This window comes from Xanthobacter nonsaccharivorans, assembly GCF_043194755.2.
Classification (GTDB): Bacteria; Pseudomonadota; Alphaproteobacteria; order Rhizobiales; family Xanthobacteraceae; genus Xanthobacter; species Xanthobacter autotrophicus_G.
Map to the genome: position 1 here is coordinate 1,528,393 of NZ_CM195526.1, position 24,502 is coordinate 1,552,894.

The following is a 24,502-nucleotide window of genomic DNA, read 5'->3' on the forward strand; positions in this document are numbered from 1 at the left end:
CTTGCTCAGTGGTAGCCCTCGCCCTCCCGCACCTTGCCGCGGAAGATCCAGTAGACGAACACGATGTAGCCCAGCACCACGGGCAGCAGGAAGATCACGCCGAAGAGCATCAGGATCTGGCTGGGCGGTGCGGCGGCTGTCTGCCACACGGTGAGGCTCGGCGGCACGAGGTAGGGGAAGGTGGAGATGGCAAGGCCCAGGAAGCCGAGCACGAACAGCCCGATCGTGCCGAAGAAGGGCAGCATCTCCCGGCCCGTCCTCAGCCAGCGCCAGACCCCGTAGGCGAGCCCCGCGGTGACGATGGGCACCGGCATCAGGAAGAAGAGGTTGGGCAGGGAGAACCAGCGGGCGCCGATCCGCTCGAAGGCGAGCGGCGTCCACAGGCTGACGATGCCCATCAGCACCAGCACGGCGCCGAGCAGGGGCACCGCCTGCCGGCGTGCCCGCTCGGCCACCGCCCCCTCGGTCTTCAGGATGAGCCAGGTGGCGCCGAGCAGCGTGTATCCGGCCACCACGCCGACCCCGCAGAGGAAGGCGAAAGGCGTCGCCCAGTCCAGCGGGCCACCGGCGAAGGCGCCGTTCTTCACCGTGATGCCCTGCACCAGGCCGCCGAGGATGATCCCCTGGCTGAAGGCAGCCACCAGGGAACCACCGGCGAAGGCGGTGTTCCAGATGCGCCGGCTGGTCATGGCCACCCAGCGGAACTCGAAGGCCACCCCCCGGAACACCAGGGCCAGCAGCATGATGATCACCGGCAGATAGAGCGCCGGCATCACCACCGCATAGGCCTTGGGGAACGCCACCCACAGGCCGCCGCCGCCGAGGATCAGCCAGGTCTCGTTGCCGTCCCAGAAGGGGGCGACGGTGTTCATCATGGTGTCGCGCTCGCGCTCCTCCTTCGCGAAGGGAAAGAGGATGCCGATGCCGAGATCGAAGCCGTCGAGCACCACGTACATGATGACCGCGACCCCGATGATGAGGCCCCAGATGACGGGGAGATACCATTCCATGGCTTCAGCCTCTCACGCGTCGATGGGAGCGTTTTCAAGCGAATGGAATGCTGGCTCGCTTGAAAACGCGTGAACTCCTGGATCCTGGGCGTCTGCCGTGAGCCGGGGCGAACGGCAGACGTTCCAGATGGGGCATTCGGTGTGCCGGGCTCAGGTGCCCGGCGTCATCTGGCCCTCGCCATGGGCCGCGGCGAGGGGGCGGGTGGGGCGCTCCTTCGAGGGGGGCTCCACCAGCACGCCACCGGGGCCGCGCACGATCAGCCGGTTCATGAAATAGATGCCGGTGGCGAAGATGACGCCGTAGACGAGGAGGAACAGCACCAGCGTCAGCGCCACGGTCCATCCCGCGATGGGCGACATGGCATCCTCCGTGCGCAGGATGCCATCCACCACCCAGGGCTGGCGGCCCTGTTCCGTCACGATCCAGCCCGCGAGGATGGCGATGAAGCCGAGCGGCCAGGACCAGGACGTGACGACGAGGTACCAGCGCGTGGTGGTCTCCTGCCCCTTGAAGATGAGCCAGGCGCCGATCCAGCCCAGAAGGATCATCACCACCCCCACGCCCACCATGGCGCGGAAGCCGAAGAACGGCCCGATCACCGGCGGGCGGTCCTGCGGCGCGAAGTCCTTCAGGCCCGGGAACAGGCCGTCCAGCCTGTGGGTGATCATCAGCGAGGCGCCGTACGGGATGGAGATCTCGAACAGGTTCTTCTGCGCCTGCTCGTCCGGCCAGGCGAAGAGCACGAGGGGGGCCGGCTTGCTGCTGTCCCAATGGGCCTCCACCGCGGCGATCTTCGCCGGCTGGTAGTGGGCCGTGTTGAGGCCGTGGCTGTCACCCACGAAGGCCTGGATGGGGCCGATGATGGCGAGCATGCCGATGCCCATCACCATCATCACCTTCGATTCCTCCTGGAACTTGCCGGCGAGGAGATACCGCGCGCCCACCGAGAGGACGACGAGGGAGGTGGTGAGGTAAGCCGCCAGCAGCATGTGCGGCAGGCGCCAGTGGAAGCTGGGGTTGAAGATGATCTGCAGCCAGTCGAGCGGATAGGCCAGCCCGTCGCGCAGCTCGAAGCCCGCGGGCGTCTGCATCCAGCTGTTGGCGGAAAGGATCCAGAAGGCGGACATGAACGTGCCGCCCGCCACGACGCAGCACGAGAGCACGTGCAGCCACGGGGGCACGCGGTTCCACCCGAACAGCATGATGCCGAGGAAGGTCGCCTCCAGGAAGAAGGCGGTGAGCACCTCGAAGCCGATCAGCGGCGCCACCACCGAGCCGACCACCTCCGCATAGCGGCTCCAATTAGTGCCGAACTGGTAGGACAGCACGATGCCCGACACCACGCCCATGGCGAAGGAGACGGCGAAGATCTTGGTCCAGAACCGCGCGAGGCGATGGAACACATCCCGCCCCGTCTTCAGCCACACCAGCTCCAGCGTCGCGATGAAGGCCGACAGGCCGATGGTGAAGGCGGGGAAAATGACGTGGAAGGAAACCGTGAAGGCGAACTGGATGCGCGCGAGTGTGACCGGATCGAAATCCATTGGCCCGCTCCTGAAGTCGGTTGGTCGCGGGCCGGGCGCATCCACCGGAACGGTTGACGCACTCGGGGAGTGTTCCAATTCCACACGACACGGCGGAAGATACCCGCAACGCCACGGCGCGTCGATGACAACAAGCGTCGCGTGCGCCATTGCCGCATTGCACTGTGCACGAGGGGCAGGGAACGGGCAGCCGTGCCCACAGAAGCCTAGTCAGACCCGGCATGCGCCGGCGCCGGCTTGAATTGCGCCGCGAAGTCGATCAAGAAGCCGCGCTTTGGAGAATCGGATGAGCGCCTGCGGACTGGATTTCGGCACCTCGAACACCACGCTCGGCGTGACGGGGCGTGACGGGGCTGCCCTGTGCGACCTCGAAGGCCGCCACAAGACGGTGCCCAGCGCCATCTTCTTCGGCACCGACGGTGGCACCCGTATCGGCCGCGCCGCCATCGACGCCTATGTGGAGGGGGTGGACGGGCGCCTCATGCGTGCCCTGAAGTCCGTGCTCGGCAGCGCGCTCATCGACGAGGCGACGCGCATCGGCCGCGAGCGCGCGCCGTTCCGGGCCGTGATCGCACGCTTCCTCCAGGTGGTGAAGGCGCGGGCGGAGGCCGAGGTGGGGCGGGAGCTGACCGCGGTGGTGCACGGCCGCCCGGTGCACTTCGTCGACGGCGACCCGGAGGGGGACAGGAAGGCCGAGGCCACGCTGCGCCAGATTGCCGGCGAGATCGGCTTCAGGGATGTGCTGTTCCAGTACGAGCCCATCGCGGCGGCGCTGGATTATGAGCAGCACATCTCCAGCGAGGAGCTGGCGCTGATCGCCGACATCGGCGGCGGCACCTCGGACTTTTCCATCGTCCGCATCAGCCCCGCGCGGCGCCGGGCGGTGGAACGCGCAGACGACATCCTTGCCAATGATGGTGTGCGCATCGGCGGCACGGATTTCGACCGGGTGCTCAGCCTGCGCTCGCTGATGCCGCTCCTGGGCTTCCGGTCGGCCATGCGGCGCGACAATCTGGAAGTGCCGTCCGCCTATTTCCATGACCTCGCCAGCTGGCACTCCATCAACCGGGTCTATGAGCCCAAGGTGCTGCGCGAGCTTCGCGAGGTGCGCCGGGAGGCCGTGGAGCCGGAGCGGCTCGACCGGCTGGTGCAGGTCATCGAGGAGCGGCGCGGCCATGCCCTGGCCGGTGCGGTGGAGGCCGCGAAGATCGACCTTGCCGAGGATTCGAGCGCGCGCATCCCGCTCGGCTTCATGGGGGAGGGCCTCGACGTGTCCCTGTCGCGGGACGATCTGGCCGGCAACACCGCGGAACTCGCCGAGCGCATCGGCGCGCGCATCGACAAGGTGCTGGGCCAGGCGGGATTGAAGGCGGGCCAGCTTGACGCGCTCTTCCTCACCGGCGGCTCGACGCGGCTGGCCCATGTGCGTCACGCCATCACCGCAGCCGTGCCGGAGGCCAAGGTGGTGGAAGGCGACACCTTCGGTTCGGTGGGCATCGGCCTTACCATCGAGGCCGAGCGCCGGTTCGGCTGACGGCGTGCCGAGGGGGGCCACCGCGTCCGGGCGTGGGTCGCCCGTTCAAAACGTTTCGGCCTTCCTCTCGGGGATGAAAGCCGGCTGAAAGCTTGGCTCGCTTAAGAAGGGTGCAATCGGCGCCGAAGCGCGAGCTGGCCGGCCTCACTCCGATGGCCGGGCGACACGCGCCCCAAGGGCAAAGCCGCACCAGAAGAATGCCGGAAGGCATCGTCGCACCCCGAGGAAACGAGCGCGCACAGCGCCCTTCAAGGAAGGTTTCGTCATGCCCAACTTCTCCCCCTCCCGCCGGGCGGGCCTGCGCCTGCGTGCATTCGCCGGGGCCTTGACCATCGCCGCCGGCCTGCTGGCGTCCGGCGCCGCATCGGCGGAAAAGCTCGTCATCATCGTCGGCGGCATGGAGAAGCAGATCTACCTGCCGGCCGTGCTCACCCGCGAGCTCGGCTACTTCAAGGACGAGGGGCTGGACGTCGAGCTCATCAACACCCGGGCCGGCGTCGAGGCGGAGAACGAGCTGCTCGCCGGCGCCGTGCAAGGCGTGGTGGGCTTCTACGATCACACCATCGACCTCCAGGCCAAGGGCAAGTTCATCCAGTCCGTGGTGCAGTTCAGCCAGGCGCCCGGCGAGGTGCAGATGGTCGCCACCAAGTACGCGGACAGCATCAAGTCGCCGGCCGACTTCAAGGGCCACACCCTGGGCGTGACCGGCCTCGGCTCCTCCACCGACTTCTTGACCCGCTATCTCGCGGCCCGCGCCGGCCTCAAGCCCGGCGACTTCAGCCTGCTGCCGGTCGGCGCCGGCAATACCTTCATCGCCGCCATGAAGCAGGACCAGATCCAGTCCGGGATGACCACCGAGCCCACCATCGGCCAGCTGGTGAAGACCGGCGTCGCCAGGATCCTGGTGGACATGCGCACCCCCGACAAGACGGTGGAGGCCCTGGGCGGTCCCTACCCGGCAGCCTCCTTCTACGTGCAGAACGCGTGGGTGGACGGCCACAAGGACGAGATCCAGAAGCTCGCCAACGCCTTCGTCAAGACCATGCGCTTCATCTCCAGCCACAGCGCGGCGGAGATCGCCGACAAGATGCCGAAGGACTATTACGTCGGCGACAAGGACCTCTACATCCAGGGCCTCGCCGAGGGTAAGGCGCAGTTCACCCCCGACGGCCGCATGCCGAAGGACGGCCCGGAAACGGTGCTGAAGGTGCTCTCCGCCTTCTCGAAGAACGTGCAGGGCAAGCAGATCGACCTGTCGAAGACCTACACCACGGTGTTCGTCGACAACGCGGCGAAGACGCTCGGCAACTGAGCCCGCCGCCCGGCGCCGCGCCCTGCGGGGGGAGCGTGGCGCCGGCCCTTTCAAAGCTCCGATCAACCTGGGTTGCCGCGCGCTGCGCCGGCGACGGGAGGAAACTCATGTCTCTTCAAGCCGTGGCGGGAACGCGCCCGCCGGTGATGCCAGCGCCTTCCCTCGCGCCGGCCATCGAGCTCGACAACGTGACCCGCCGGTTCCTGACACCCGACGGCAAGTCCATGACAGCGCTGCGGGATTTCACCATGACGGTGGACCGCGGGGAGTTCGCCTGCGTGGTCGGCCCGACCGGCTGCGGCAAGTCCACCACGCTCAACCTCGTGACCGGCCTCGCCAGGCCCAGCGCCGGGGAGGTGCGGGTGATGGGAGAGCCGGTGGAAGGCATCCACAAGGACGTCGGCTTCGTCTTTCAGGCGGACGCGCTGTTTCCCTGGCGCTCCGTGCTCGACAACGTGGCTGCCGGGCCGCTCTATCGCGGCATCCCGAAGGAGAAGGCCTATGCCAAGGCGCGCGACTGGATCGCCCGCGTTGGTCTCGCCCGTTTCGAGAAGCACTATCCGCACCAGCTCTCCGGCGGCATGCGCAAGCGCGTGGCGCTCGCCCAGACCTTCATCAACGAGCCGAAGATCCTGCTGATGGACGAGCCCTTCTCCGCGCTCGACGTGCAGACCCGCACCAACATGCAGAATGAGCTGCTCGACCTGTGGTCGGGCTCCGGCGCCAGCGTGGTGTTCGTCACCCACGACCTGGAAGAGGCGGTGGCGCTCGCCGACAAGGTCTACGTGCTCACGGCCGGCCCCGCCACGGTGAAGAGCGTCTACCACATCGACCTGCCGCGGCCGCGGGTGATGGAGGAGATCCGCTACGACCCCGCCTTCGTGGAGAAGTGCAAGATCATCTGGGACGACCTGCGCGAGGAAGTGCAGATCGGCCAGCGGCGCGCCCTCGAAAACGGCCACTGAAAAGGCTGGGAGGAGAACATGACAATGCAGGCTCAGGCCCCTTCCGCGCCGTTCAAGACGGCCCCCCGCGCGCTCCCCACCGAAGCCGAGATCGAGGCCAAGGCCCGCGCCCGCCTCAAGGCCCGGCGCACCCTCGTGATCTCCCTGCGCATTGCCATCCTGGTGGCGGTGCTGGGCATCTGGGAGGTCGGCGCCGAGACAGGCTTCATCGATCCGTTCTTTTTCGCCAGCCCGTCCGGCATCGCCGAGCAGATCTGGATCTGGATGACCGAGGGCACCTCCCAGGGCTCGCTCTGGGTGCAGATCCTGGTGACGCTCGAGGAAACCGTGCTCGGCTTCTTCATCGGCGCCGCCGGTGGCATCGTCTGCGGCATCGTGCTCGGCCGCAACAAGCTGCTCGCCGACGTGTTCTCGATCTACATCAAGATCGCCAATTCCATTCCGCGCGTGGTGCTGGGGTCCATCTTCATCATCGCGCTGGGCCTCGGCATGGCGTCCAAGGTGGCGCTGGCGGTGGTGATGGTGTTCTTCGTGGTGTTCGCCAATGCCTTCCAGGGCGTGCGCGAGGCCGACCGCGCCATGATCGCCAACGCGCAGATCCTCGGCGCCTCGCCGTTCCAGATCACCACCTCGGTCATCATCCCCTCGGCCATGAGCTGGATCCTCGCCTCGCTCCACGTCTCCTTCGGCTTCGCGCTGGTGGGTGCCGTGGTGGGCGAGTTCCTGGGGGCGAAGCAGGGTGTGGGCCTGCTCATCGCCACGGCCCAGGGCGCGTTCAACGCCAATGGCGTGTTCGCCGCCATGATCATCCTCGCGGTGCTGGCGCTGGTGATGGAATTCCTCATCACGCTGGTGGAGAACCGGCTGGTGAAGTGGCGCCCCGTGCCCTTCAACGAGCAGAACTGAGCCTCCCGGCTCGCGCGCGGCCGGCTTATGCTTCTTCAGGCACCGCGCGCATTTTCCTCAGGCCTGCCGGCGGCGTCAGCTGCCGGCAGGCGCATCTCCACCCTCAGTCCGCCCCCCTCCGCACCTGGGCCGAGGGTGAGCGTGCCGCCCGCGCCGTCCACCACCTCCCGCACGATGGACAGGCCGATGCCGGAGCCTTCGCCCGGTGTGCCGGGGGTGCGGTAGAAGCGTTCCAGCACCTTCTCGCGCTCCTCGGGCGGAATGCCGGGCCCGGTGTCCTCCACCGTCAGGAGCGGCGTGCCGTCCTCATCCCGGACCGTGACCGTCACACTGCCGCCTGCGGGCGTGTAGCGCAGGGCGTTGTCCACGAGATTGACGATGGCCTCGCGCATCATGGCGCCGTCGCCGCGGGTGAGGACCGGGGCATCCGCCTCCAGGCCGAGGTCGATGCCGCGCTCCACCGCGAGGTCGGCAAGCCCTTCCAGCACCTGGCGCGCGGAGGCCGAAAGGTCGATGGCCTCGTCCCGCGGACGACGGCCGCCCGGCTCCGCGCGCGAAAGGGTGAGGAGCTGGCCGGCGAGGCGCGCCAGCCGGTGGGTGCTCTGCTCGACGGCGGCGAGGGCCTCGTCCCGCTCCGCGGCATCCGGCGTGCGGCGGGCGTAGACCACCTGCGTGCCCAGCAGCGCCAACGGCGTGCGCAACTGGTGGGCGGCATTGGCGACGAAGCGGCGTTGCGCCGCCATCTGCCCTTCCACCCGGCCCATGTAGGTGTTGAGGGCGGAAACGAGGGGGCGCAGCTCGCTCTGCACCGACTGGTCGGGGAGCGGGGCGAGGTCGTCGCGGCCCTTCTCCATCACCGCCTCGCGCAGGCGCATGAGGGGGGCGAGGCCCTGCCGCAGCCCCACGAGAACCAGCAATCCCGCGGCCGCCAGCAGCACCATCTGCTGCCCGAAGCCGCCCACCCACAATTCACGGACCATCGCCCGGTGGCCGACGAGCGTCACGCCTACCACCACCGTCACCCGCTCTCCGTCATGGGCGCCCACCACCGGATAGGTGAGGGCGGCGAGGCGCACGGGCTGGTCGCGATAAGTGCCTGCAAAGGTGAGTGGAATTCCCTCCCTCTGCGGATGGGGCGGCAGCGGCAGGTCCGGATAGCCGGTTAGGAGGCGCCCCTTCGGGCCGTCCACCCGGTAGTAGACGCGGTCGCGGTGGCCGGTGTCGAACATCTCCAGCGCCACCGGCGGGATGATGGCGTCCACCACGCCGCGGTCGTAGCGGGCGTTCTCGGCGATGGCGCGGGTGGAGGCTTCCAGCGTGCGGTCGGTGACGAGGTCGGCGGTGGCGCGGGCGGAGCGCCAGCTGGTCCAGACGTTCACCGCCACAAGACCGGCCAGAGGTAATAAAAGCCAGCACAAAAGCTGGAGGCGCAGGCTTTCAATTCGCATTTTGGAGCAGATAGCCGAGGCCGCGTAACGTTGTAATCTTCACGTTGCTGCCCTCCAGTTTCTTTCGCACGCGGTGGACGTAGATCTCGATGGCGCTCGGATCGGCGAGGTCGTCGAGGCTGAAGATGCTTTGCGACAGCTGGGTCTTGCTCACCGTCTGCCCCGCCTTCAGCAGCAGGATCTCCAGAACCGCATGCTCCCGCGGGGTCAGCGCCAGGGGGGCGCCCGCGAGCTGGAACAGGCGGGTGTTGGTGTCGAACGCCAGCGCCCCGCAGCTGATGACCGGGTCGGGCCGGTGGGCGGAGCGCCGCAGCTGTACCCGGATGCGGGCCTCAAGCTCAGCGATATCAAAGGGTTTCGCCAGGTAGTCGTCGGCCCCCTCGTCCAGCCCGGCCACCCGTCCGTCCAGGCTGGCGTTGGCGGTGAGGATGATGACGGGCACTGCGTCCTGCCGGCGGCGAATGCGGCGCAGGAGCTGCATGCCGTCCATCTTCGGCAGGGAAAGGTCAAGGATCACAAGGTCATAGGTGGTGACGGCCAGGGCATGGTCGGCCGCCTCGCCGTCGTGGAAGACGTCGATGACGAAATTGTCCCGCCGCAGGATCTTCGCCAGCCAGTCGGCGAGTTCCTTATTGTCTTCGACAAGTAGAAGCCGCATGGAGTGCCTTGCCCACCCTCCGCGCACACTAGAACATTCCACGGCCCCGGGGAATTGGCTTAAGCTTTTGCCGCGCCGCACTTTCCCGGCCTGCGACGGGATCGGCCGCCGGCGCCGCCGGCTTCGGGACGTCGGACACCATCAGCCCCCGGGACCGCCGAAGGCGCCGAAGCTTCGGCAGCTCCGCCCCGCCTCCGGCTGAATCCCCTCAGTCGCCGCGGATCTGTTCACGCCCCGCCGGCGGCGGCGGCGTCCCGGCCGGGGGCGTCCGCCTCCTCCGGGCCCGCCTCCGGCAGCCAGAAGGCGAAGGTGGCGCCCGCGCCCGGCGGGCTCTCCGCGCGCATGGTCCCGCCCGCGCGCTCCACCAGCGTGTAGCTGATGGAGAGGCCGAGGCCCGTGCCCCCCTCGGCGCCGCCCAGCGGCTTGGTGGTGAAGAAGGGATCGAACACCCGGCCGATCCGCTCGGGCGGGATGCCGGTGCCGGTGTCGCTCACCCGGAACAGCACGCCGGCCTGCCCGTTCTGGTCGGCGTCCGTGGTGGCCAGCGTCAGGGTGCCGCCCTTGGGCATGGCGTGGATGGCGTTGACCATGAGGTTGATGAGCACCTGCTGCACTTCCACCCGGTTCATCACCACCCGCCGGGCGGCAGTCACCTCCCGCACCACGGCGATCTCGCTGCGGGCGAGCAGGTGCTGCACCAGGAGCAGCGCATCGCCCACCACCTCGGCCGGGTCCACCGGGTCGAGGTGCCCGGCGAATTCCGCCGGCCGGGCGAACTGGAGCAGCTTGGAGACGATGACGGTGATGCGGTGCACCTGCTGGTCGATGAGGTTGAACTCGGTCTTCACCGGCCCCACCGCCGCGCCCAGCACGTCCCGCGCCACGTCGAGATTGCCCTGGATGACCGCCACCGGATTGTTGATCTCATGCGCCACCCCGGCGGTGATCTCGCCGATGGCGGCGAGCTTCTCGGACATGACGAGCTGGCGCTGGGTGGCGGCGAGCTCGGCGTTGGCGTCCTCCAGCTCCCGCGTGCGCGCGGCGACGCGCCGGTCCAGCTCATCCGTCCATCGCCTGAGCTCGGCGTCGCGCTCCTGGAGCAGGTCGAGCATGGCGTCGAGATGGTGCGCCACGCGGCCGATCTCGTCGGAGGTGGCGGGAACGCCCGTGCGGGCGGAGAGGGTGCCCGTCTCCACCTGCGCGATGGTGGCGTTCATCGCCTCCAGCGGGCGGAAGATGGCCGCCGCCCAGCGCAGCAGAACGGGAATGGCCACTACGGCCACCAGCAGGAAGCCCACGGCCACGGCCGCGAGGCTCGCCCGCTTCAACGCCAGGAAGGGCGCCTCCAGAAAGCCCACGTAGAGCATGCCGATGCGCTTGCCATGGCTGTCCACCACCGGCTCGTAGGCGGAGATGTACCAGTCGTTGACCACGAAGGCGCGGTCGAGCCACACGCGGCCCTCGCCCAGCACCGCGTTCCGCACCTCCTGCGACACGCGGGTGCCCAGCGCCCGCCGCCCTTCGAACAGGCGCACGTTGGTGGAGACGCGCACGTCCTCCACGAACAGGGTGGCGGTGCCGGCCGAGCCCTCCGGCAGGCTGCCGGGGCGGTAGACGAGATCGTTGATGGTGTCGATGAAGTCGAGGTTCTGGTTGAGGAGGATGCCGCCCACCAGCGCGGCGGAGCCCGTGCCCGGCATCTCCACCGGCGTGCCGGACTGCACCACCATGCCCCGGTCCTCCACCTCCCGCGTCGTGGGCACGGCGCCCGGGGTGGGCACGAGGGCGATGTGCGCGCGCTGCGCCAGCTCCGGCGAGAGGCGCTCCAGATCGGCGGGGCCAAACACGTCGATCTCGGTGGAGGCGTGGCCCTTCAGCGCCCGCTCCTCCACCGGCCAGAGGGGCGGCGCTCCGCCCGGTGCCCCGGTGCCCGAGGCGGCGGTGGGGGAGGTGGCGACCCGCCGGCCCGAGGCGTCGAGGAGGTAGAGGAAATCGAGCCCCATGGCCTTGCGGCGCTCATTGAGGAAGTCGGCCATGGCGGCGGCGTCCCCCGTGCCGGCCACGCGGGCGAAGGCCACCGAATCGCCCAGCGCATGCAGCGTCTCGTCGGAGCGCTCCATCAGCCGGTCGAGATACTGGCGGGCGATGGTGAGGTCGCCGTTGACCTTGGAGATGAGCAGGCGGTCGAACTGATTGGTCCACCACGTGACCACCAGCGCCAGCACCGCCGGCAGGATGATGAGGGTGGGCAGGAGCGCGATGGCCAGCAGCCGCATCCGCACCGACCGCAGGCGGGCGAACACCCCCTGCGGCGGGGGGACCCCGTCCGGGGCGGTGCTGGCGGCGGGGGGCAAAGCGCGGTTTCTCCTGTCCCTGTCTGCTGCTTACTGTTCCGCCACCCTGCGCCCCGGCGCAAGGGTGCGCGAAGGTGGTTTCGGCGCAGCGGGCGGCGGGTTCTACCGGCAGGCCGACCTTTCCCCCCGGGCCCCGAACCAGATCTCTTCTTGCGCCGCCGCTGGTCCGGGGCGCGATGCGGGGGGCCTTCACCGCCGTCCTCGCCCGGCTTGTCCGGGTGATCCACTCAGCGGCCGGGCTCGCTTCTGGTCTGGAAGCGCCGACACGGCGAAGGGAATGCCCCGGACCTCGGCTGTTGCCGAGTTCCGTTCCTGCGCGCAGACGTCGGCAACAGCCGACTTCCGCCAAGCCGGGGCATGACGCACCCTTAAGAAGCGCCCCCGCTTCGGCGGACAGAAGCGAAGAGCGGAGGGAGAGCGGGGCCCGGCAATCGGCAGGCCCTACCCATTCCAGGCCTTCAGCTTGCGGTCGAGGGTCTTGCGGGAGACGTCGAGGCGTCGGGCGGCCTCGGCGCGGTTGCCGCCGGCTTCGGCAAGCACCTTCAGCATGTGGGCCTTCTCCACCGTGCCGAGAGCCTCGGGGCCGGCGCCGGCGGGGGCGTCCTCTTCCTCCTCCGCATCCTCGGGCACCACGTCGCGCGGGAAGTCGCCGAGGATCAGGGAGCGCTCGATGACGTTGCGCAGCTCGCGCACGTTGCCGGGCCAGGGATAGCGCGCGAGCGCGGCCAGCACCGGGTCGGTGAGGTCGAGGGGCGCGACGCCGAGCTGGGCGGACAGCTCCGCCATGAACAGGCGCGCCAGCGGCGCCACGTCCGCCGGCCGCTCGCGCAGGGGCGACAGGTGCAAATTCACCACGTTGAGGCGGTAGTAGAGGTCCTGCCGGAAGCGGCCCGCGGCCACCTCCGCCGTGAGGTTGGCATTGGTGGCGGCGACGAGGCGCACGTCCACCGGGATCTCCCGCTCCGCGCCCACCGGGCGCACCTTCTTGTCCTCGATCACCCGCAGCAGCTTGGACTGCATGGCGGGGGGCAGCTCGCCCACCTCGTCGAGGAAGAGCGTGCCGCCCTGGGCGTAGAAGAACAGCCCCTCGCGGGAGGAGGCGGCCCCGGTGAACGCGCCCTTGAGATGCCCGAACAGCTCGCTTTCGATGATCTCCGGGGCGATGGCGGCGCAGTTCACCGGCACGAACGGTTTCGCCGCGCGGGGCGAGACGGCGTGGAGCGCGCGGGCGGTCACCTCCTTGCCGGTGCCGCTCTCCCCCGTGACGAGCACGGTGGTGGGCATGGGGCCCACGCGCTCGATCACCGCGCGCACGGTGCGGGTGGCGAGGCTCTCGCCCGCCATCAGCGGGGCGGCGGCGCCGGGAATGGCCTTCAGTTCGCGGCGCAGCACGAAATTCTCGCGCATCAGCCGCCCCCGGTCGAGGCAGCGGGCGATGGCGTTGAGGATCTGGTTGGAACGGAACGGCTTCAGCACGAAGTCCGCCGCCCCGGCGCGCAGGGCCTTGATGGCGGTTTCCAGGTCGGCGAAGGCGGTGATGAGGATCACGTCCCGGTAGAAGCCGGAGCCGCGCAGCTCCTCCAGCCATTCGAGGCCGGTGCGCCCGGCCATGATGTTGTCGAGGATGATGAGGTCGAACGGCGTCGCCTCAAGCAGCTTCGAGGCGGCCGCCACGTCCGCCGCCTCCGCCACGTGGCGGCAGCGGGAGGCGAGCATGCGCACGAGGAAGTTGCGCATGCCCGGCTCGTCGTCCACCACCAGGATGGAGGCGCCGGCCAGGTGCGGGCTGAAGGCGATGTCGGCCTGGGTCTCGGCCGGGGCGTCGGCGGTGGTGCTCATCTGGTCTCGGCCGTCGTTCTCGGACCCTCGCCGGCACGCGACAAAGGCCATCCGCGAAAGACGATGCCGTCTGGCGCTCGCGCGCCGGGCGTCTCGCCCTTCCTCCCCGATGCGGTGGACGCGTCTTCGGGCGCGTGATCTGCCGGCATCGGCGTCATCCATCGCGCATATTGCGGGAACGATCAAACAGGAAAGGGACGCGCCCCCGCCCGCATGGGCGGTGGCAGGGGGCGCGCGAGGTGAGAGCCGGGAGGGCTCATACGGGCCACCGGCAGGTGCGGCGCACGGGCATCCGGCCTTGTGGGCCGGCCAGCCGCGCTCCGCCGGGGCGGGACCGTTCGCCCCTGGCGGATGGCCGGGGGCGATGGGGTCAGTGGAACAGGATCACCGCCTTCTGCAGGGTGATCCACACGCCCCAGGCCAGCGGCACGCCCACCAGGACCCAGGCGGCCACCACCAGCGGCAGCGGCGTCGTGCCGGAGGCGACGGGGGTGGAGGAGCGCGCCGCGAGCGCCACGCCGCCGTCCTTCGCCTCTTCGTCGAAGTCCTCGAAGTCGGCGTGGGCCTCCTCCTTGGCGAGGGCGGCCTTGCTCATCTTCTTGAGCTCGGCATCCTTCATGTAGAGGTGCTCGGCCACGGGACGCACGAGCAGGTTGGCGACGAGGCCGGCGACCAGCAGGCCGGCGAGGATGTACATGGTCTGGTCGTAGGCCGCCTCACGGGGAATGCCCGAGGCGATCTGGTATTCGCGCAGGTAGTTCACCAGCACCGGGCCGAGCACGCCCGCGGTGGCCCAGGCGGTGAGCAGCCGGCCGTGGATGGCGCCCACCATGTGGGTGCCGAAGATGTCGGCCAGATACGCCGGGATGGTGGCGAAGCCGCCGCCGTACATGGACAGGATGATGCAGAAGGCGCCGACGAACAGCACCACCGAGCCCATGTGCGCCGTGGTCGGCACCAGCGCGTAGAGGCCGAAGCCCAGCACGAAGAAGATGGCGTAGGTCATCTTCCGCCCGAGCTTGTCGGAGAAGGAGGCCCACAGGAACCGCCCGCCGATGTTGCACAGGCTGAGCAGGCCGGTGAAGCCGGCGGCGATGGCGGCGATCTGCGCCTTCTGGCCGGCGTCGAGCTGGGAGAAGGTGAGGTCGAGGCCGATGAGCCGCCCGCCGAACACCTCCTGCAGCATGGGCGAGGCCATGCCGATGACGCCGATGCCGGCCGACACGTTGAGGCAGAGCACCGCCCACAGCAGCCAGAACTGGGGGGTCTTCCAGGCCACGTTCAGGTGCACGTGGCGGTGGGTGACCATGGCGTTGGCGGCGGGGGCGGGGGGCGTCCAGCCCTTGGGCGCCCAGCCTTCGCGCGGCACGCGATAGCCCAGCGCGCCGCCCACCATGAACACGAAGTAGATGGCCGCCATGGCCACGAAGGTCTGCCACACGCCCACCGAGGTCGGCGTCGCGAAATGCTGCATCAGCATGTTGGCCAGCGGCGCGCCGATCATGGCGCCGCCGCCGAAGCCCATGATGGCCATGCCGGTGGCCATGCCGCGCCGGTCCGGGAACCACTTGATGAGGGTGGACACCGGCGAGATGTAGCCGAGCCCGAGGCCGATGCCGCCGATGACGCCGGAGCCGAGCCACAGCATCCAGATCTGGTGCAGGTAGACACCCAGCGCCGAGATCACGAGGCCGCCGCACCAGCAGAAGGCGGAGACGAGGCCGGCCTTGCGCGGCCCCGCCGTCTCCAGCCAGCCGCCCCAGATGGCGGCGGAGGAGCCGAGCAGCACGAAGAACAGGGTGTACATCCACCCGAGCTGGGAGATCTGCCAGTCGCAGGAGGTGGCGAACAGGCCGGCGACGAAGCTCATGTCCGCCGGGCAGGCGACCGGCTTGGTGACGCCCACCGCGCGCGACAGGGGCAGCCAGAACACGCTGAAGCCGTAGGCCATGCCGATGCACAGATGGATGGCGAGGGCCGCCGGCGGCACGAGCCAGCGGTTGAAGCCGGCCGCGGCGATGGTGCGCTCGCGGCTCAGGAACGGCGGCGGCGCGAATGTGGTGACGGACATATCTCCTCCACGGGGTTTTATTGCTTTGGCGCGCGCTGCCGGAGCGACGCGCGGCGCCCGCCGCCTAGCAAGGCGGGGGCCAGCGGAGGGACATTGGATTTTTCAATGGGTTGATCGGCTTTCCGCCGCGCGATGTGGACATTTTGTCCATCCGGGCCTGCGGTGGGTCCGTGGCATGGGTCAAAATGACGAAGGGCCGGTTGCGCCATCCGCGACCGCGCAGCGGGACCGCCGGGCTGGGGGCGGCTCCATGGAGGAGCGTTATGCCCCGGCTTGCTGGATTTCGGCTGCTGCCGGCTTCCTCACGCCAGAACGGGACTCGGCAACAGCCAAGTTCCGGGGCATCCCCCTCGGCGCCGGTGCGCTTCAAAACCGGAGGCCAGCCCGGCCGCAGGGTGGATCGCCCGGACGCGCCGGGCGATGGCGGCGGTGCGGGAACCTGTTCTCGGCCCTTCCCCGCTCCCCGTCCCCACTTCCCGGACGCGCCGGGCGATGGCGGCGTGAACATGCGGGGCGGGACCAGGTGCCGGTGCGGAGTCCCGCTTTCGCGACCGTGGGCAGCGGGGCGCGCCCGCTGCCGTCTTACCGCGGGACCAGATCCCCGAGCAGGCTCGCGGCCAGCGTCAGCTTGGAGAGGCTGAGGCCGGACTGGGCGATGTCGCGGACCGTGCGGCGCATGCGCTCCACCTCGTCGCGGCGGGCGGAGACGAAGGCGTCCACGGCCGCCTCCCCGGCGAGGCCGTTGGCCAGCATGCGCTCCGTCACCCGGCGCAGGAAGGTCTCCAGCTGGGCGAGGGACCGGTCGAGGGCGAGGCGGTCGTAATAGTCCGGGGCCAGGATGGTGCGGGCCTGCACCATCAGGTCGTCGATGGCGAAGAAGCGCCCCGCCGCGAAGAAGGTGCTCGCCGCGCTGGGGATCGCCATGCCGGAGGTCTCGGCGATGAGGGCGATGTCGGAGGCCGCCGCCATCATGGGCATGAAGGCGATGGAGCGCGCCAGCTCCTCCGGCACGTTGTGCGCCTGGAGCTCGGCGGCGCGGGCCGCGCGGTCCTGGCGCCAGGCCGCGGGCAGGCTCTCCTCCAGCACGGCGGCCACCGCCGAAATGCCGCAGCGATAGCGCTCCACCACCCCGGCGATGCCGTCGCCGAAGGAGACGTTGCCGAGGAACCAGATGGTGCGCCCCACCATCAGGTCCTGCACCGCGCCGTAGAGGGACAGCTGCACCGCGCCCGGCACCCTGTTGTCGAGGGCGTCGATGGCGGCGTTGATCTCCGGCAGGCGGTAGCTGTCGCGCACCGCGGCGAAGGCGCGGGCGATGGTGGCGGAGTCGGCTCCCGTCTGGTCGGCGATGCGGGCCAGGGCCGAGGGGCCGCCCTGGTTGACGATGGCGTTGGAGAGGCCCGTGGCGATGATCTCGCGATGCAGCCGGTGGGTCTCGATGGCGTGGGGGAAGCGCTCCTTGATCTCCTTCGGGAAGTAGTTGACCAGCTCCCCGGCGAGATAGGCGTCGTCCGGCACGTTGGAGGCGACGAGGTCGGCGTTGAGCGCGAGCTTCGCATAGGCGAGCAGCACCGCCAGCTCCGGCCGGGTGAGATGCTCCCCGCGCGAGCGGCGGTCGGCGATCTCGGCGTCGGAGGGCAGGAACTCCACGGTCCGGTCGAGCTCGCCGCGGACCTCCAGCATCTGCATCAGGCGCTGCTGGAAGGCGAGGTCGTCCGCCCCCTTCGTCTCGGCCAGCGAGAGGGCAAGGGTCTGGAGATAGTTGTTGCGCAGCACGAGGTGGCCCACCTCGCCGGTCATCTGCTTCAGCAGCGCCACCCGGTCCGGCACGGACAGGTCGCCCATCTCCAGCGGGCGGGCGAGGGCGATCTTGATGTTCACCTCCACGTCGGAGGTGTTCACGCCGGCGGAATTGTCGATGGCGTCGGTGTTGAGGCGGATGCCGCGCCGCGCCGCCTCGATGCGGGAGCGCTGGGTCATGCCGAGGTTGGCGCCCTCGCCGATCACCCGGGCGTTCAGCTCGTTCGCGGCGATGCGCACCGCGTCGTTGGCGCGGTCGCCGGCGTCCGCGTCGGTCTCCGAGGAGGCGCGCACATAGGTGCCGATGCCGCCGAAGAAGAGGAGATCCACCGGCGCCTTCAGGATGGCGTTGATGAGCTCCGCCGGGGTGGCGCTGGCCTTGGGGAAGCGCAGCAGGGCCTGCACCTCCTCCGACAGGTCGAGGCTCTTGGCGCTGCGGGGGAAGACCCCGCCGCCCCTGGAGATGAGGCTCGCGTCATAGTCCGCCCAGGAGGAGCGGGGCAGGTCGAACAGGCGCTGGCGCTCGGCATGGGCGCGGGCCGGGTCCTGCGGGGCGGGATCGAGGAAGACGTGGCGGTGGTCGAAGGCCGCCACCAGCTTGATGGCGGGCGACAGCAGCATGCCGTTGCCGAACACGTCGCCCGACATGTCGCCGACGCCCGCCACCGTGACCGGGGTGGTCTGGATGTCGATGTCCATCTCGCGGAAGTGCCGCTTCACCGCCTCCCAGGCGCCGCGGGCGGTGATGCCCATGGCCTTGTGGTCGTAGCCCACCGAGCCGCCGGAGGCGAAGGCGTCGTCCAGCCAGAAGCCGTGGCGGGCGGAGATGGCGTTGGCGGTGTCGGAGAAGGTGGCCGTGCCCTTGTCCGCCGCCACCACGAGGTAGGGGTCGTCCCCGTCGAGGCGGTCGGTATGGGCGGGCGGCACCACGGCGCCGCCCTTGAGGTTGTCGGTGAGGTCGAGCAAGGCGGAGACGAACACCTCGTAGGCGGCCGTGCCCTCGGCCATCACCGCCTCGCGGGCGCCGCCCTGCGGCAGGCGCTTGGGCACGAAGCCGCCCTTGGCGCCCACCGGCACGATCACCGCGTTCTTCACCTGCTGCGCCTTCACGAGGCCGAGGATCTCGGTCCGGAAGTCCTGCGGCCGGTCGGACCACCGGAGGCCGCCGCGCGCCACCTTGCCGAACCGGAGGTGCACGCCCTCCACGCGGGGCGAATAGACGAACACCTCGTAGAGCGGCCGGGGCAGGGGCAGGCCTTCCACCTTCGCGCTCTCGAACTTGATGGCGATGGCGTCCCGCGGCGCGCCGTCCGGGCCGTTCTGGTAGAAGGTGGTGCGGATGGCCGCGTCCACGAGGTTCACGAAGCGCCGCAGGATGCGGTCCTCGTCGAGGGAGGAGACCGCCGCGAGCGCCTCCTGGATGGCGGCCCGCAAGGGCGCCTCGCGGCCCTCGCGCGCCTTCGGCGACGGATCCAGCGCCGGGTCGAAGCGGGCGTGGAACAGCTTCACGATATGGCCGGCGAGCGCCTGGTGGGCGTTCAGCGTCTGCCAGATGTAGTCCTGCGAGAAGGGGATGCCCGCCTGCCGCAGGTAGCGCCCCAGCGCGCGCACCAGCGCCGCCTCGCAGAAGGTGAGGCCGGCGTCGAGCACGAGCCCGTTGTAGCCGTCGTTTTCCGCCGTGCCGCGCAGCACGGCGTTGAGGCAGTCCTCCAGCCGCTCGTCCGAGCCCGAGAGGGCGATGGCGCCGCCGTCGGCGCGCTCCAGCGTCATGTCGTGGAGCCAGGAGCGCGCCTCCGTCCCGCTCTCCGGGACGTCCGGCGAGATGCGGTAGGTCCGCTCGTTGATGGCCTTCAGCCCCATGTTCTCCAGCACCGGCACGCGGGTGGAGAGGGGCAGCGGCGCGCCGTGGGAGAACAGGCGCAGCGAGATGCGCCCGTCCGTGTCCTCCGGGCGGCGGTAGAAGTCGAGGGCCACGGGCCGCGCCGGGGAGAGGCGCTCCAGGCGCTCGATGTCGGTGAGGGCGGTGGCCACGTCGTAGGCCGCCTCGTAGCCCGCGCCGAAGGCGGCGGCGTAGCGCCGCTTCAGCCGGGCCGCCGTCTCGCCGTCGATGCCGGGCGCGGCGGCGATGGCCGCGGACAGCCGGTCGCTCCAGGAGAGCATCGCCTCCGCGATCTCCTGCTCCAGGATCGCGCGGTCCACCTCGGGGATGCGGCCCTCGCTGCGGCCGATGTCGTAGTGCACGCGGATGAGCGGCAGGCCGGTGACGAATTCCTGCTCCACCGCGGAAACCGTGCCGCCATAGACGCGGGCGAGGATGGCGCCCGTCTTCTCCCGCAGCTCCGCGTCGAACCGCTCGCGCGGCAGGAACACGAGCACCGAGACGAAGCGGTCGAACCGGTCCGCGCGCGCCAGTACCTTGAGGCGCGGGCGATCGTAGAGGGAGAGGATCTCGCGGGCGTAGACCAGCAGCGTCTCGGTGCCGATCTGGAACAGGTCGTCACGCGGATAGGTCTCCAGCAGGGTCTGGAGGGCATGGGCGGAATGGCTGTCGGGCTCCAGGCCGATTTCCCGCACCACGGAGGCCGCCTTCAGCCGGAGATAGGGAATCTCCCGCACCGGCTGGGTGTAGGCGGTGGCGGTGAACAGGCCGATGATGCGCACCTCGCCCGTGACCTGGCCCATCTCGTCATGGGCCTTGACGCCCACATAGTCGATCACGTCCCGCCGGTGGACGCGCGAGCGCAGGCTGGCCTTGGTGAAGAGCAGGGGGGAGGGGCCCTCGAGGAAGGCGCGGATCTCCGGCGTCGTCACCACCGGCTTGTCGCCGAGGCGCAGCTCGTGCATGGACGGGTCGCGCAGGATGCCGAGGCCGGAATTCGGCTCCGCCCGCAGGCCGCCGTCTTCGGTGAGCTCGTAGTGCCGGAGGCCGAGGAACACGAAATTGTCCTCGGCCAGCCACTCCAGCACGTCCGCCGCCTCTTCCTGGGCGACCGCGTTGTAGGGGCGCTTCTCGCGGCGATAGCCCTTGCTGAGGCTCTTGACCTGCTTGCGCATGGCGAAGAAGTCGGCGTTGGAGGCGCGCACGTCCGCCAGCACCTGCTCGAGGACCGTCTTGAGCTCCGCCCGCTCCGCCTCGCCGATGGGCGCGACGTGGATGTGGATCAGGCTCTCGCGGTTCTCCTCGGAGCGCTCGCCCCTCGGGGAGGGCGGCTCCAGCCCGGTCACGCGGCCCTCGGCGTCGCGCTCCACGTGGAGGATGGGGTGGGCGGCGAGCTTGAGCTCCAGCCCGCGCTCGATCACCTCGCCCGCCACCGAGGTGTAGAGGAACGCCATGTCGTCGTTCACCGCCTCGATGACGGTGACCGTCCCGCCGTGCAGCTCCGGATTGAAGATGCGCACGGAGGTCTGCCCCTTGGGCCGGCCCGACAGGTGGGTCCATGCTTCGTTGAGCAGCAGGGCGACGCAGGACGGGGTGAGGGGGAGGAGGTCTTCAGGGGTCGCCGCCGCCAGGAAGGTGTCGACGAAGCCTGCCGGCAGGGCGGGCGCCTCCACGGCGATCCGTGCCTTCAGCTCGACCAGGCCGGTGGGATCCGCCCAATTGACCGCGCCGGCTTGAAATCCCATGACGTTCATGGCCTTTCCCCAGTGTGAGCTGCCGTGCGCGAGCGCATCTGCCCCATTTGCGGGCACAAGATACGTTCTGACGCAGCGCGGCGACGCGAGAATGACGAGGCGACGCTATGGCACCGAAGGTGAAGGCTGGGGTGGGCGCGGAAAAGGGCAAAAGCGCAACTGCCAAAAATAAGGGCACGCCTGCGAAGAAGGCGGAGGCCATCGCCGAACCCGCGGCGGCGAAGGCCGGGACCGGAAAGGCCGCGAAGGCCCCCAAGGTGTCGAAGGCTGCGCCGGCCGCCGCCCCTGCGCCCCGCGTGCGGGACGACGAGCCCGCCATCGCCCTGCCGCTTCCGCCCGCGGAGCTCGATGCGGCGAACCGCGCCTATTTCGACAAGTGCCTGGACAAGCTCGGCTTCATTCCGAACGTGCTGGCCGCCTATGCCTTCGATGTGGCGAAGCTCTCCGCCTTCGCCGCCATGTACAACGACCTGATGCTCGCGCCCTCCGGCCTCTCCAAGCTGGAGCGGGAGATGATCGCGGTGGCGGTGTCCAGCGTGAACCGCTGCTATTACTGCCTCACCGCCCACGGCGCGGCGGTGCGCCAGCTCTCGGGCGATCCCATCCTGGGCGAGCAGCTGGTGATGAACTATCGCGCCGCCCGGCTCGATGCCCGCCAGCGCGCCATGCTCGACTTCGCCGTGAAGCTCACCGAGCGCCCCCACGAGGTGGAGGAGGCCGACCGCGAGGCCCTCCGCCGCGTCGGCTTCTCCGAGCGGGATATCTGGGACGTGGCGGCGGTGACCGGCTTCTTCAACATGTCCAACCGCATCGCCGCGGCCACCGACATGCGCCCCAACGAGGCCTACCACAGCCAGGCGCGCACTCCGAAGGCGTGAGGGCGGGGGCCTCGGGCCCGCCGCGCGTGTCCCCACCCTCGCCTGCCGCCCTTCGCCGGCTTTTACCCGCGCCGGTCGAGGGGCGTTGCTGATCAGCGAATCAGTAAGCGGTGTCCGGACCCCCGGGCGCCGCCGCCTCCATCGCGATCCGGTCCGGTCCGGACTGGCAGGCGGGGGCCATAAGGTATATTAATCCAGATATACCATGAGGGGCCAGCCCCATGACATCATTGCGCTTATTCGCTTTTTCCGTCCTTGTCGCGCTGCTTGCGGCCCTGCCGGCGGTGACCTTGCCGGTCCCGGCGCGGGCGGCGGAGGGGGAGGATTGCGACCGCGCCGCCTGGCCCCTCGCCGCCGAGCGGGCGCAACTGGCGGCACCCGTGCGCACGCTGGAAAACGGCGCGCGCCTCGTGCTGCCCACGGATGGGGCGGTGGGGCTCGCGCTGGTGCCCGCCGCGGCGGGCTCCTTGCCCCATCCCCCCGGCCGGACGCCGGAGGAGGGCACCACCGCGGCGGCCGTGCTGCTGGATGTCCCCGGGCCGGAACGGGTGTGGCAGATCACCGTCTCGGCGGCCGCGTGGATCGACCTGTTCGCTGGAGAAAAGTCATTGACACCAATGGCTTTCACCGGCGTGCACGCCTGTCCGGGGGTGCGCAAGAGTCTGCGTTTCCGGCTCCCTCCGGGGGCGGTCACCCTGCAGGTGACGGGGGCGAGCGGCGCCCGCATCGCCCTCGTCGCCGCGCCGGTTCCCTGACCCTCCCCACCCCTTGCGGGAAGCGCGAGCGGGGCTGGGATTTCAACTCCGCCGCGCGGGCTGCGGGGCCTATGACGCTGCGGCATATTCACAGGCCAAGATCGAGCTAGACATTGGTCTTGAGAGCAGTCTATTGACGCTCCCACGGCGCTGCATGCTACGTTGCGCCGCAAGATCAAGCGCACCAGCAAAGGTGCCCGTTTCGGAGGAGACAGGTCGTTCGGGCGCGCGGCGCCCGAGGCCGGGAACAGCGAGGGCGTTTTACGATCATGGACACTGTCTCAGACGTGCCCTACATCGTTGAAGCATCGGGTCTTACGAAGGAATTCAAAGGATTTGCTGCGGTCAAGAACGTTGACCTCAGGATCCGGCGGCACACCATTCACGCCCTGATCGGGCCGAATGGTGCGGGCAAGACCACCTGCTTCAATCTCATCACCAAGTTTCTGGAGCCGACGCGCGGGACCATCCGCCTGAACGGCCGGGACATCACGCGCACGCCGCCGGCGGACGTGGCCCGGCTTGGCATGGTGCGCTCGTTCCAGATCTCCGCCACGTTCGGGCACCTCTCGGTGCTGGAGAACGTGCGTATCGCGCTGCAGCGCCCCATCGGCAATTCCTTCCACTTCTGGCAGTCGGAGAAGAGCCTGGATGCGCTCAACGACCGGGCCATGCAGCTGATCGCCGACGTGGACCTGACCCAGTACGCCCGGCACCTGGCGGTGGAGCTGCCCTACGGCCGCAAGCGCGCGCTGGAGATCGCCACCACCCTGGCGCTGGAGCCGGAGATGCTGCTGCTCGACGAGCCCACCTCCGGCATGGGCCGCGAGGACATCGCCCGCACGGCGGACCTCATCAAGCGCGTGTCGGACAACCGCACCATCCTGATGGTGGAGCACAACCTCTCCGTGGTGGCCAACCTCTCGGACCGCATCACCGTGCTGGCGCGCGGCGAGATCCTCACCGAGGGGCCCTATTCGGAAGTGTCGAAGAACCCGCAGGTCATCGAGGCCTACATGGGCACCGGGCACGGAGCGCACTGAAGATGGCCGCGAACGGAACGCCCCTGCTCCAGGTGAAGGACCTGCACGGCCACTATGGCGAAAGCCATGTGCTGCACGGCATGACCTTCGATGTCCACCCCGGCGAGGTGGTGACGCTGCTCGGCCGCAACGGCGCGGGCAAGACCACCACCATGCGGGCCATCATGGGGCTGTTGCGCAAGCGCGCCGGCTCCATCCGCTACCAGGGCACCGAGACGGTGGGCCTCGCGCCCAACAAGATCGCCCGCCTCGGCATCGCCATCTGCCCCGAGGAGCGCGGCATCTTCGCCTCCCTCTCGGTGCGCGAGAACCTGCTGCTGCCCCCCGTGGTGCTGCCCGGCGGCCTGACGGTGGACGAGGTGCACGAGCTGTTCCCGCGGCTGGAAGAGCGCCGCAACAGCCAGGGCACCAAGCTGTCGGGCGGCGAGCAGCAGATGCTGGCCATCGCCCGCATCCTGCGCACCGGCGCCAAGCTGCTGCTGCTCGACGAGCCGTCCGAGGGCCTCGCCCCGGTGATCGTCCAGCACATCGGCGAGATCATCAAGACGCTGAAGCAGCGCGGCTTCACCGTCCTTCTCGTGGAACAGAATTTCCACTTCGCCTCCACCATCGCCGATCGCCACTACGTGGTGGAGCACGGCCGGGTGGTGGACATGGTGGAAAATGACAAGATCGCGGAAAACGCGGCGCGTCTCGAAGCGTTCCTCGGCGTCTGAAGCCGGGTTCCTGACAGAAAAGCCGGCAAAAAGCC

At 69.6% G+C, this 24,502-nt stretch carries 16 protein-coding genes; 8 read left to right on the top strand and 8 right to left on the bottom strand.

All coding sequences use genetic code 11. The annotated features are described in order from the left end of the window. Positions 1-5 precede the first annotated feature (5 nt). Both cydB and V5F59_RS07025 read right to left on the bottom strand, forming a co-directional pair. Positions 6-1,010: a cytochrome d ubiquinol oxidase subunit II gene (gene cydB, locus V5F59_RS07020; protein ID WP_393982439.1), complete on the bottom strand. Its 1,005-nt coding sequence runs from the start codon at positions 1,008-1,010 to the stop codon at positions 6-8. Between the two features lie 150 nt (positions 1,011-1,160). Beyond that, the gene (locus V5F59_RS07025) at positions 1,161-2,555 is read right to left on the bottom strand and encodes a cytochrome ubiquinol oxidase subunit I (protein ID WP_393982440.1); all 1,395 of its coding nucleotides are present in this window, start codon (positions 2,553-2,555) and stop codon (positions 1,161-1,163) included. 286 nt (positions 2,556-2,841) lie between these two features. Between V5F59_RS07025 and V5F59_RS07030 the strand changes: the two genes are divergently transcribed. From V5F59_RS07030 to V5F59_RS07045, 4 genes are all read left to right on the top strand, one after another. Continuing rightward, entirely contained in the window at positions 2,842-4,089 is a 1,248-nt protein-coding gene (locus V5F59_RS07030; RefSeq protein WP_393982441.1) for an Hsp70 family protein, read from the top strand. Between the two features lie 265 nt (positions 4,090-4,354). Further along, entirely contained in the window at positions 4,355-5,401 is a 1,047-nt protein-coding gene (locus V5F59_RS07035; protein ID WP_393982442.1) for an ABC transporter substrate-binding protein, read from the top strand. 146 nt (positions 5,402-5,547) lie between these two features. Beyond that, a complete protein-coding gene (locus V5F59_RS07040; RefSeq protein ID WP_393982452.1) occupies positions 5,548-6,366 on the top strand; it encodes an ABC transporter ATP-binding protein in 819 nt (272 codons plus the stop codon). 24 nt (positions 6,367-6,390) lie between these two features. After that, positions 6,391-7,272: an ABC transporter permease gene (locus V5F59_RS07045; RefSeq protein ID WP_393982453.1), complete on the top strand. Its 882-nt coding sequence runs from the start codon at positions 6,391-6,393 to the stop codon at positions 7,270-7,272. 35 nt (positions 7,273-7,307) lie between these two features. Here the strand turns inward: V5F59_RS07045 and V5F59_RS07050 are convergent, their stop codons facing one another. The 6 genes from V5F59_RS07050 to V5F59_RS07075 form a co-directional block, all read right to left on the bottom strand. Then, positions 7,308-8,720, bottom strand: coding sequence for a sensor histidine kinase (locus V5F59_RS07050; protein ID WP_393982443.1), 1,413 nt, complete (start codon positions 8,718-8,720; stop codon positions 7,308-7,310). Further along, positions 8,710-9,378 (bottom strand): response regulator, encoded by a 669-nt coding sequence (locus tag V5F59_RS07055; RefSeq protein ID WP_393982444.1) that lies wholly within the window; start codon positions 9,376-9,378, stop codon positions 8,710-8,712. Before V5F59_RS07055 ends, V5F59_RS07050 begins: the two co-directional genes overlap by 11 nt. Positions 9,379-9,605: 227 nt before the next feature. Beyond that, positions 9,606-11,654, bottom strand: a complete 2,049-nt coding sequence (locus V5F59_RS07060; RefSeq protein ID WP_393982454.1) for a sensor histidine kinase — start codon at positions 11,652-11,654, stop codon at positions 9,606-9,608. Positions 11,655-12,173: 519 nt separating this feature from the next. Continuing rightward, positions 12,174-13,571, bottom strand: a complete 1,398-nt coding sequence (locus tag V5F59_RS07065; RefSeq protein WP_393982445.1) for a sigma-54-dependent transcriptional regulator — start codon at positions 13,569-13,571, stop codon at positions 12,174-12,176. A 370-nt stretch (positions 13,572-13,941) separates the two neighbouring features. Next, entirely contained in the window at positions 13,942-15,642 is a 1,701-nt protein-coding gene (locus V5F59_RS07070) for an OFA family MFS transporter (protein ID WP_393982446.1), read from the bottom strand. 582 nt (positions 15,643-16,224) lie between these two features. Further along, a complete protein-coding gene (locus V5F59_RS07075; protein WP_393982447.1) occupies positions 16,225-21,075 on the bottom strand; it encodes an NAD-glutamate dehydrogenase in 4,851 nt (1,616 codons plus the stop codon). Between the two features lie 296 nt (positions 21,076-21,371). Between V5F59_RS07075 and V5F59_RS07080 the strand changes: the two genes are divergently transcribed. The 4 genes from V5F59_RS07080 to V5F59_RS07095 all read left to right on the top strand — a co-directional run bounded on the left by V5F59_RS07080 (position 21,372) and on the right by V5F59_RS07095 (position 24,467). Then, a complete protein-coding gene (locus V5F59_RS07080; protein WP_393982455.1) occupies positions 21,372-21,953 on the top strand; it encodes a peroxidase-related enzyme in 582 nt (193 codons plus the stop codon). Between the two features lie 221 nt (positions 21,954-22,174). Next, complete coding sequence (locus V5F59_RS07085) at positions 22,175-22,708, top strand: hypothetical protein (protein ID WP_393982448.1); 534 nt, start codon at positions 22,175-22,177, stop codon at positions 22,706-22,708. Positions 22,709-22,977: 269 nt separating this feature from the next. Beyond that, entirely contained in the window at positions 22,978-23,751 is a 774-nt protein-coding gene (locus V5F59_RS07090; protein ID WP_509211196.1) for an ATP-binding cassette domain-containing protein, read from the top strand. Positions 23,752-23,753: 2 nt separating this feature from the next. Further along, positions 23,754-24,467: an ABC transporter ATP-binding protein gene (locus V5F59_RS07095; RefSeq protein WP_393981769.1), complete on the top strand. Its 714-nt coding sequence runs from the start codon at positions 23,754-23,756 to the stop codon at positions 24,465-24,467. Positions 24,468-24,502 lie beyond the last annotated feature (35 nt).

Coding starts and splice junctions, on each gene's coding strand:
- V5F59_RS07095 (WP_393981769.1), top strand. CDS start 23,754: ATGGCCGCGAACGGAACGCCCCTGCTCCAGGTGAAGGACCTGCACGGC.
- V5F59_RS07085 (WP_393982448.1), top strand. CDS start 22,175: ATGACATCATTGCGCTTATTCGCTTTTTCCGTCCTTGTCGCGCTGCTT.
- V5F59_RS07025 (WP_393982440.1), bottom strand. CDS start 2,555: ATGGATTTCGATCCGGTCACACTCGCGCGCATCCAGTTCGCCTTCACG.
- V5F59_RS07035 (WP_393982442.1), top strand. CDS start 4,355: ATGCCCAACTTCTCCCCCTCCCGCCGGGCGGGCCTGCGCCTGCGTGCA.
- V5F59_RS07070 (WP_393982446.1), bottom strand. CDS start 15,642: ATGTCCGTCACCACATTCGCGCCGCCGCCGTTCCTGAGCCGCGAGCGC.
- V5F59_RS07045 (WP_393982453.1), top strand. CDS start 6,391: ATGCAGGCTCAGGCCCCTTCCGCGCCGTTCAAGACGGCCCCCCGCGCG.
- V5F59_RS07090 (WP_509211196.1), top strand. CDS start 22,978: ATGGACACTGTCTCAGACGTGCCCTACATCGTTGAAGCATCGGGTCTT.
- cydB (WP_393982439.1), bottom strand. CDS start 1,010: ATGGAATGGTATCTCCCCGTCATCTGGGGCCTCATCATCGGGGTCGCG.
- V5F59_RS07060 (WP_393982454.1), bottom strand. CDS start 11,654: ATGCGGCTGCTGGCCATCGCGCTCCTGCCCACCCTCATCATCCTGCCG.
- V5F59_RS07040 (WP_393982452.1), top strand. CDS start 5,548: ATGCCAGCGCCTTCCCTCGCGCCGGCCATCGAGCTCGACAACGTGACC.
- V5F59_RS07075 (WP_393982447.1), bottom strand. CDS start 21,075: ATGAACGTCATGGGATTTCAAGCCGGCGCGGTCAATTGGGCGGATCCC.
- V5F59_RS07055 (WP_393982444.1), bottom strand. CDS start 9,378: ATGCGGCTTCTACTTGTCGAAGACAATAAGGAACTCGCCGACTGGCTG.
- V5F59_RS07030 (WP_393982441.1), top strand. CDS start 2,842: ATGAGCGCCTGCGGACTGGATTTCGGCACCTCGAACACCACGCTCGGC.
- V5F59_RS07050 (WP_393982443.1), bottom strand. CDS start 8,720: ATGCGAATTGAAAGCCTGCGCCTCCAGCTTTTGTGCTGGCTTTTATTA.
- V5F59_RS07065 (WP_393982445.1), bottom strand. CDS start 13,571: ATGAGCACCACCGCCGACGCCCCGGCCGAGACCCAGGCCGACATCGCC.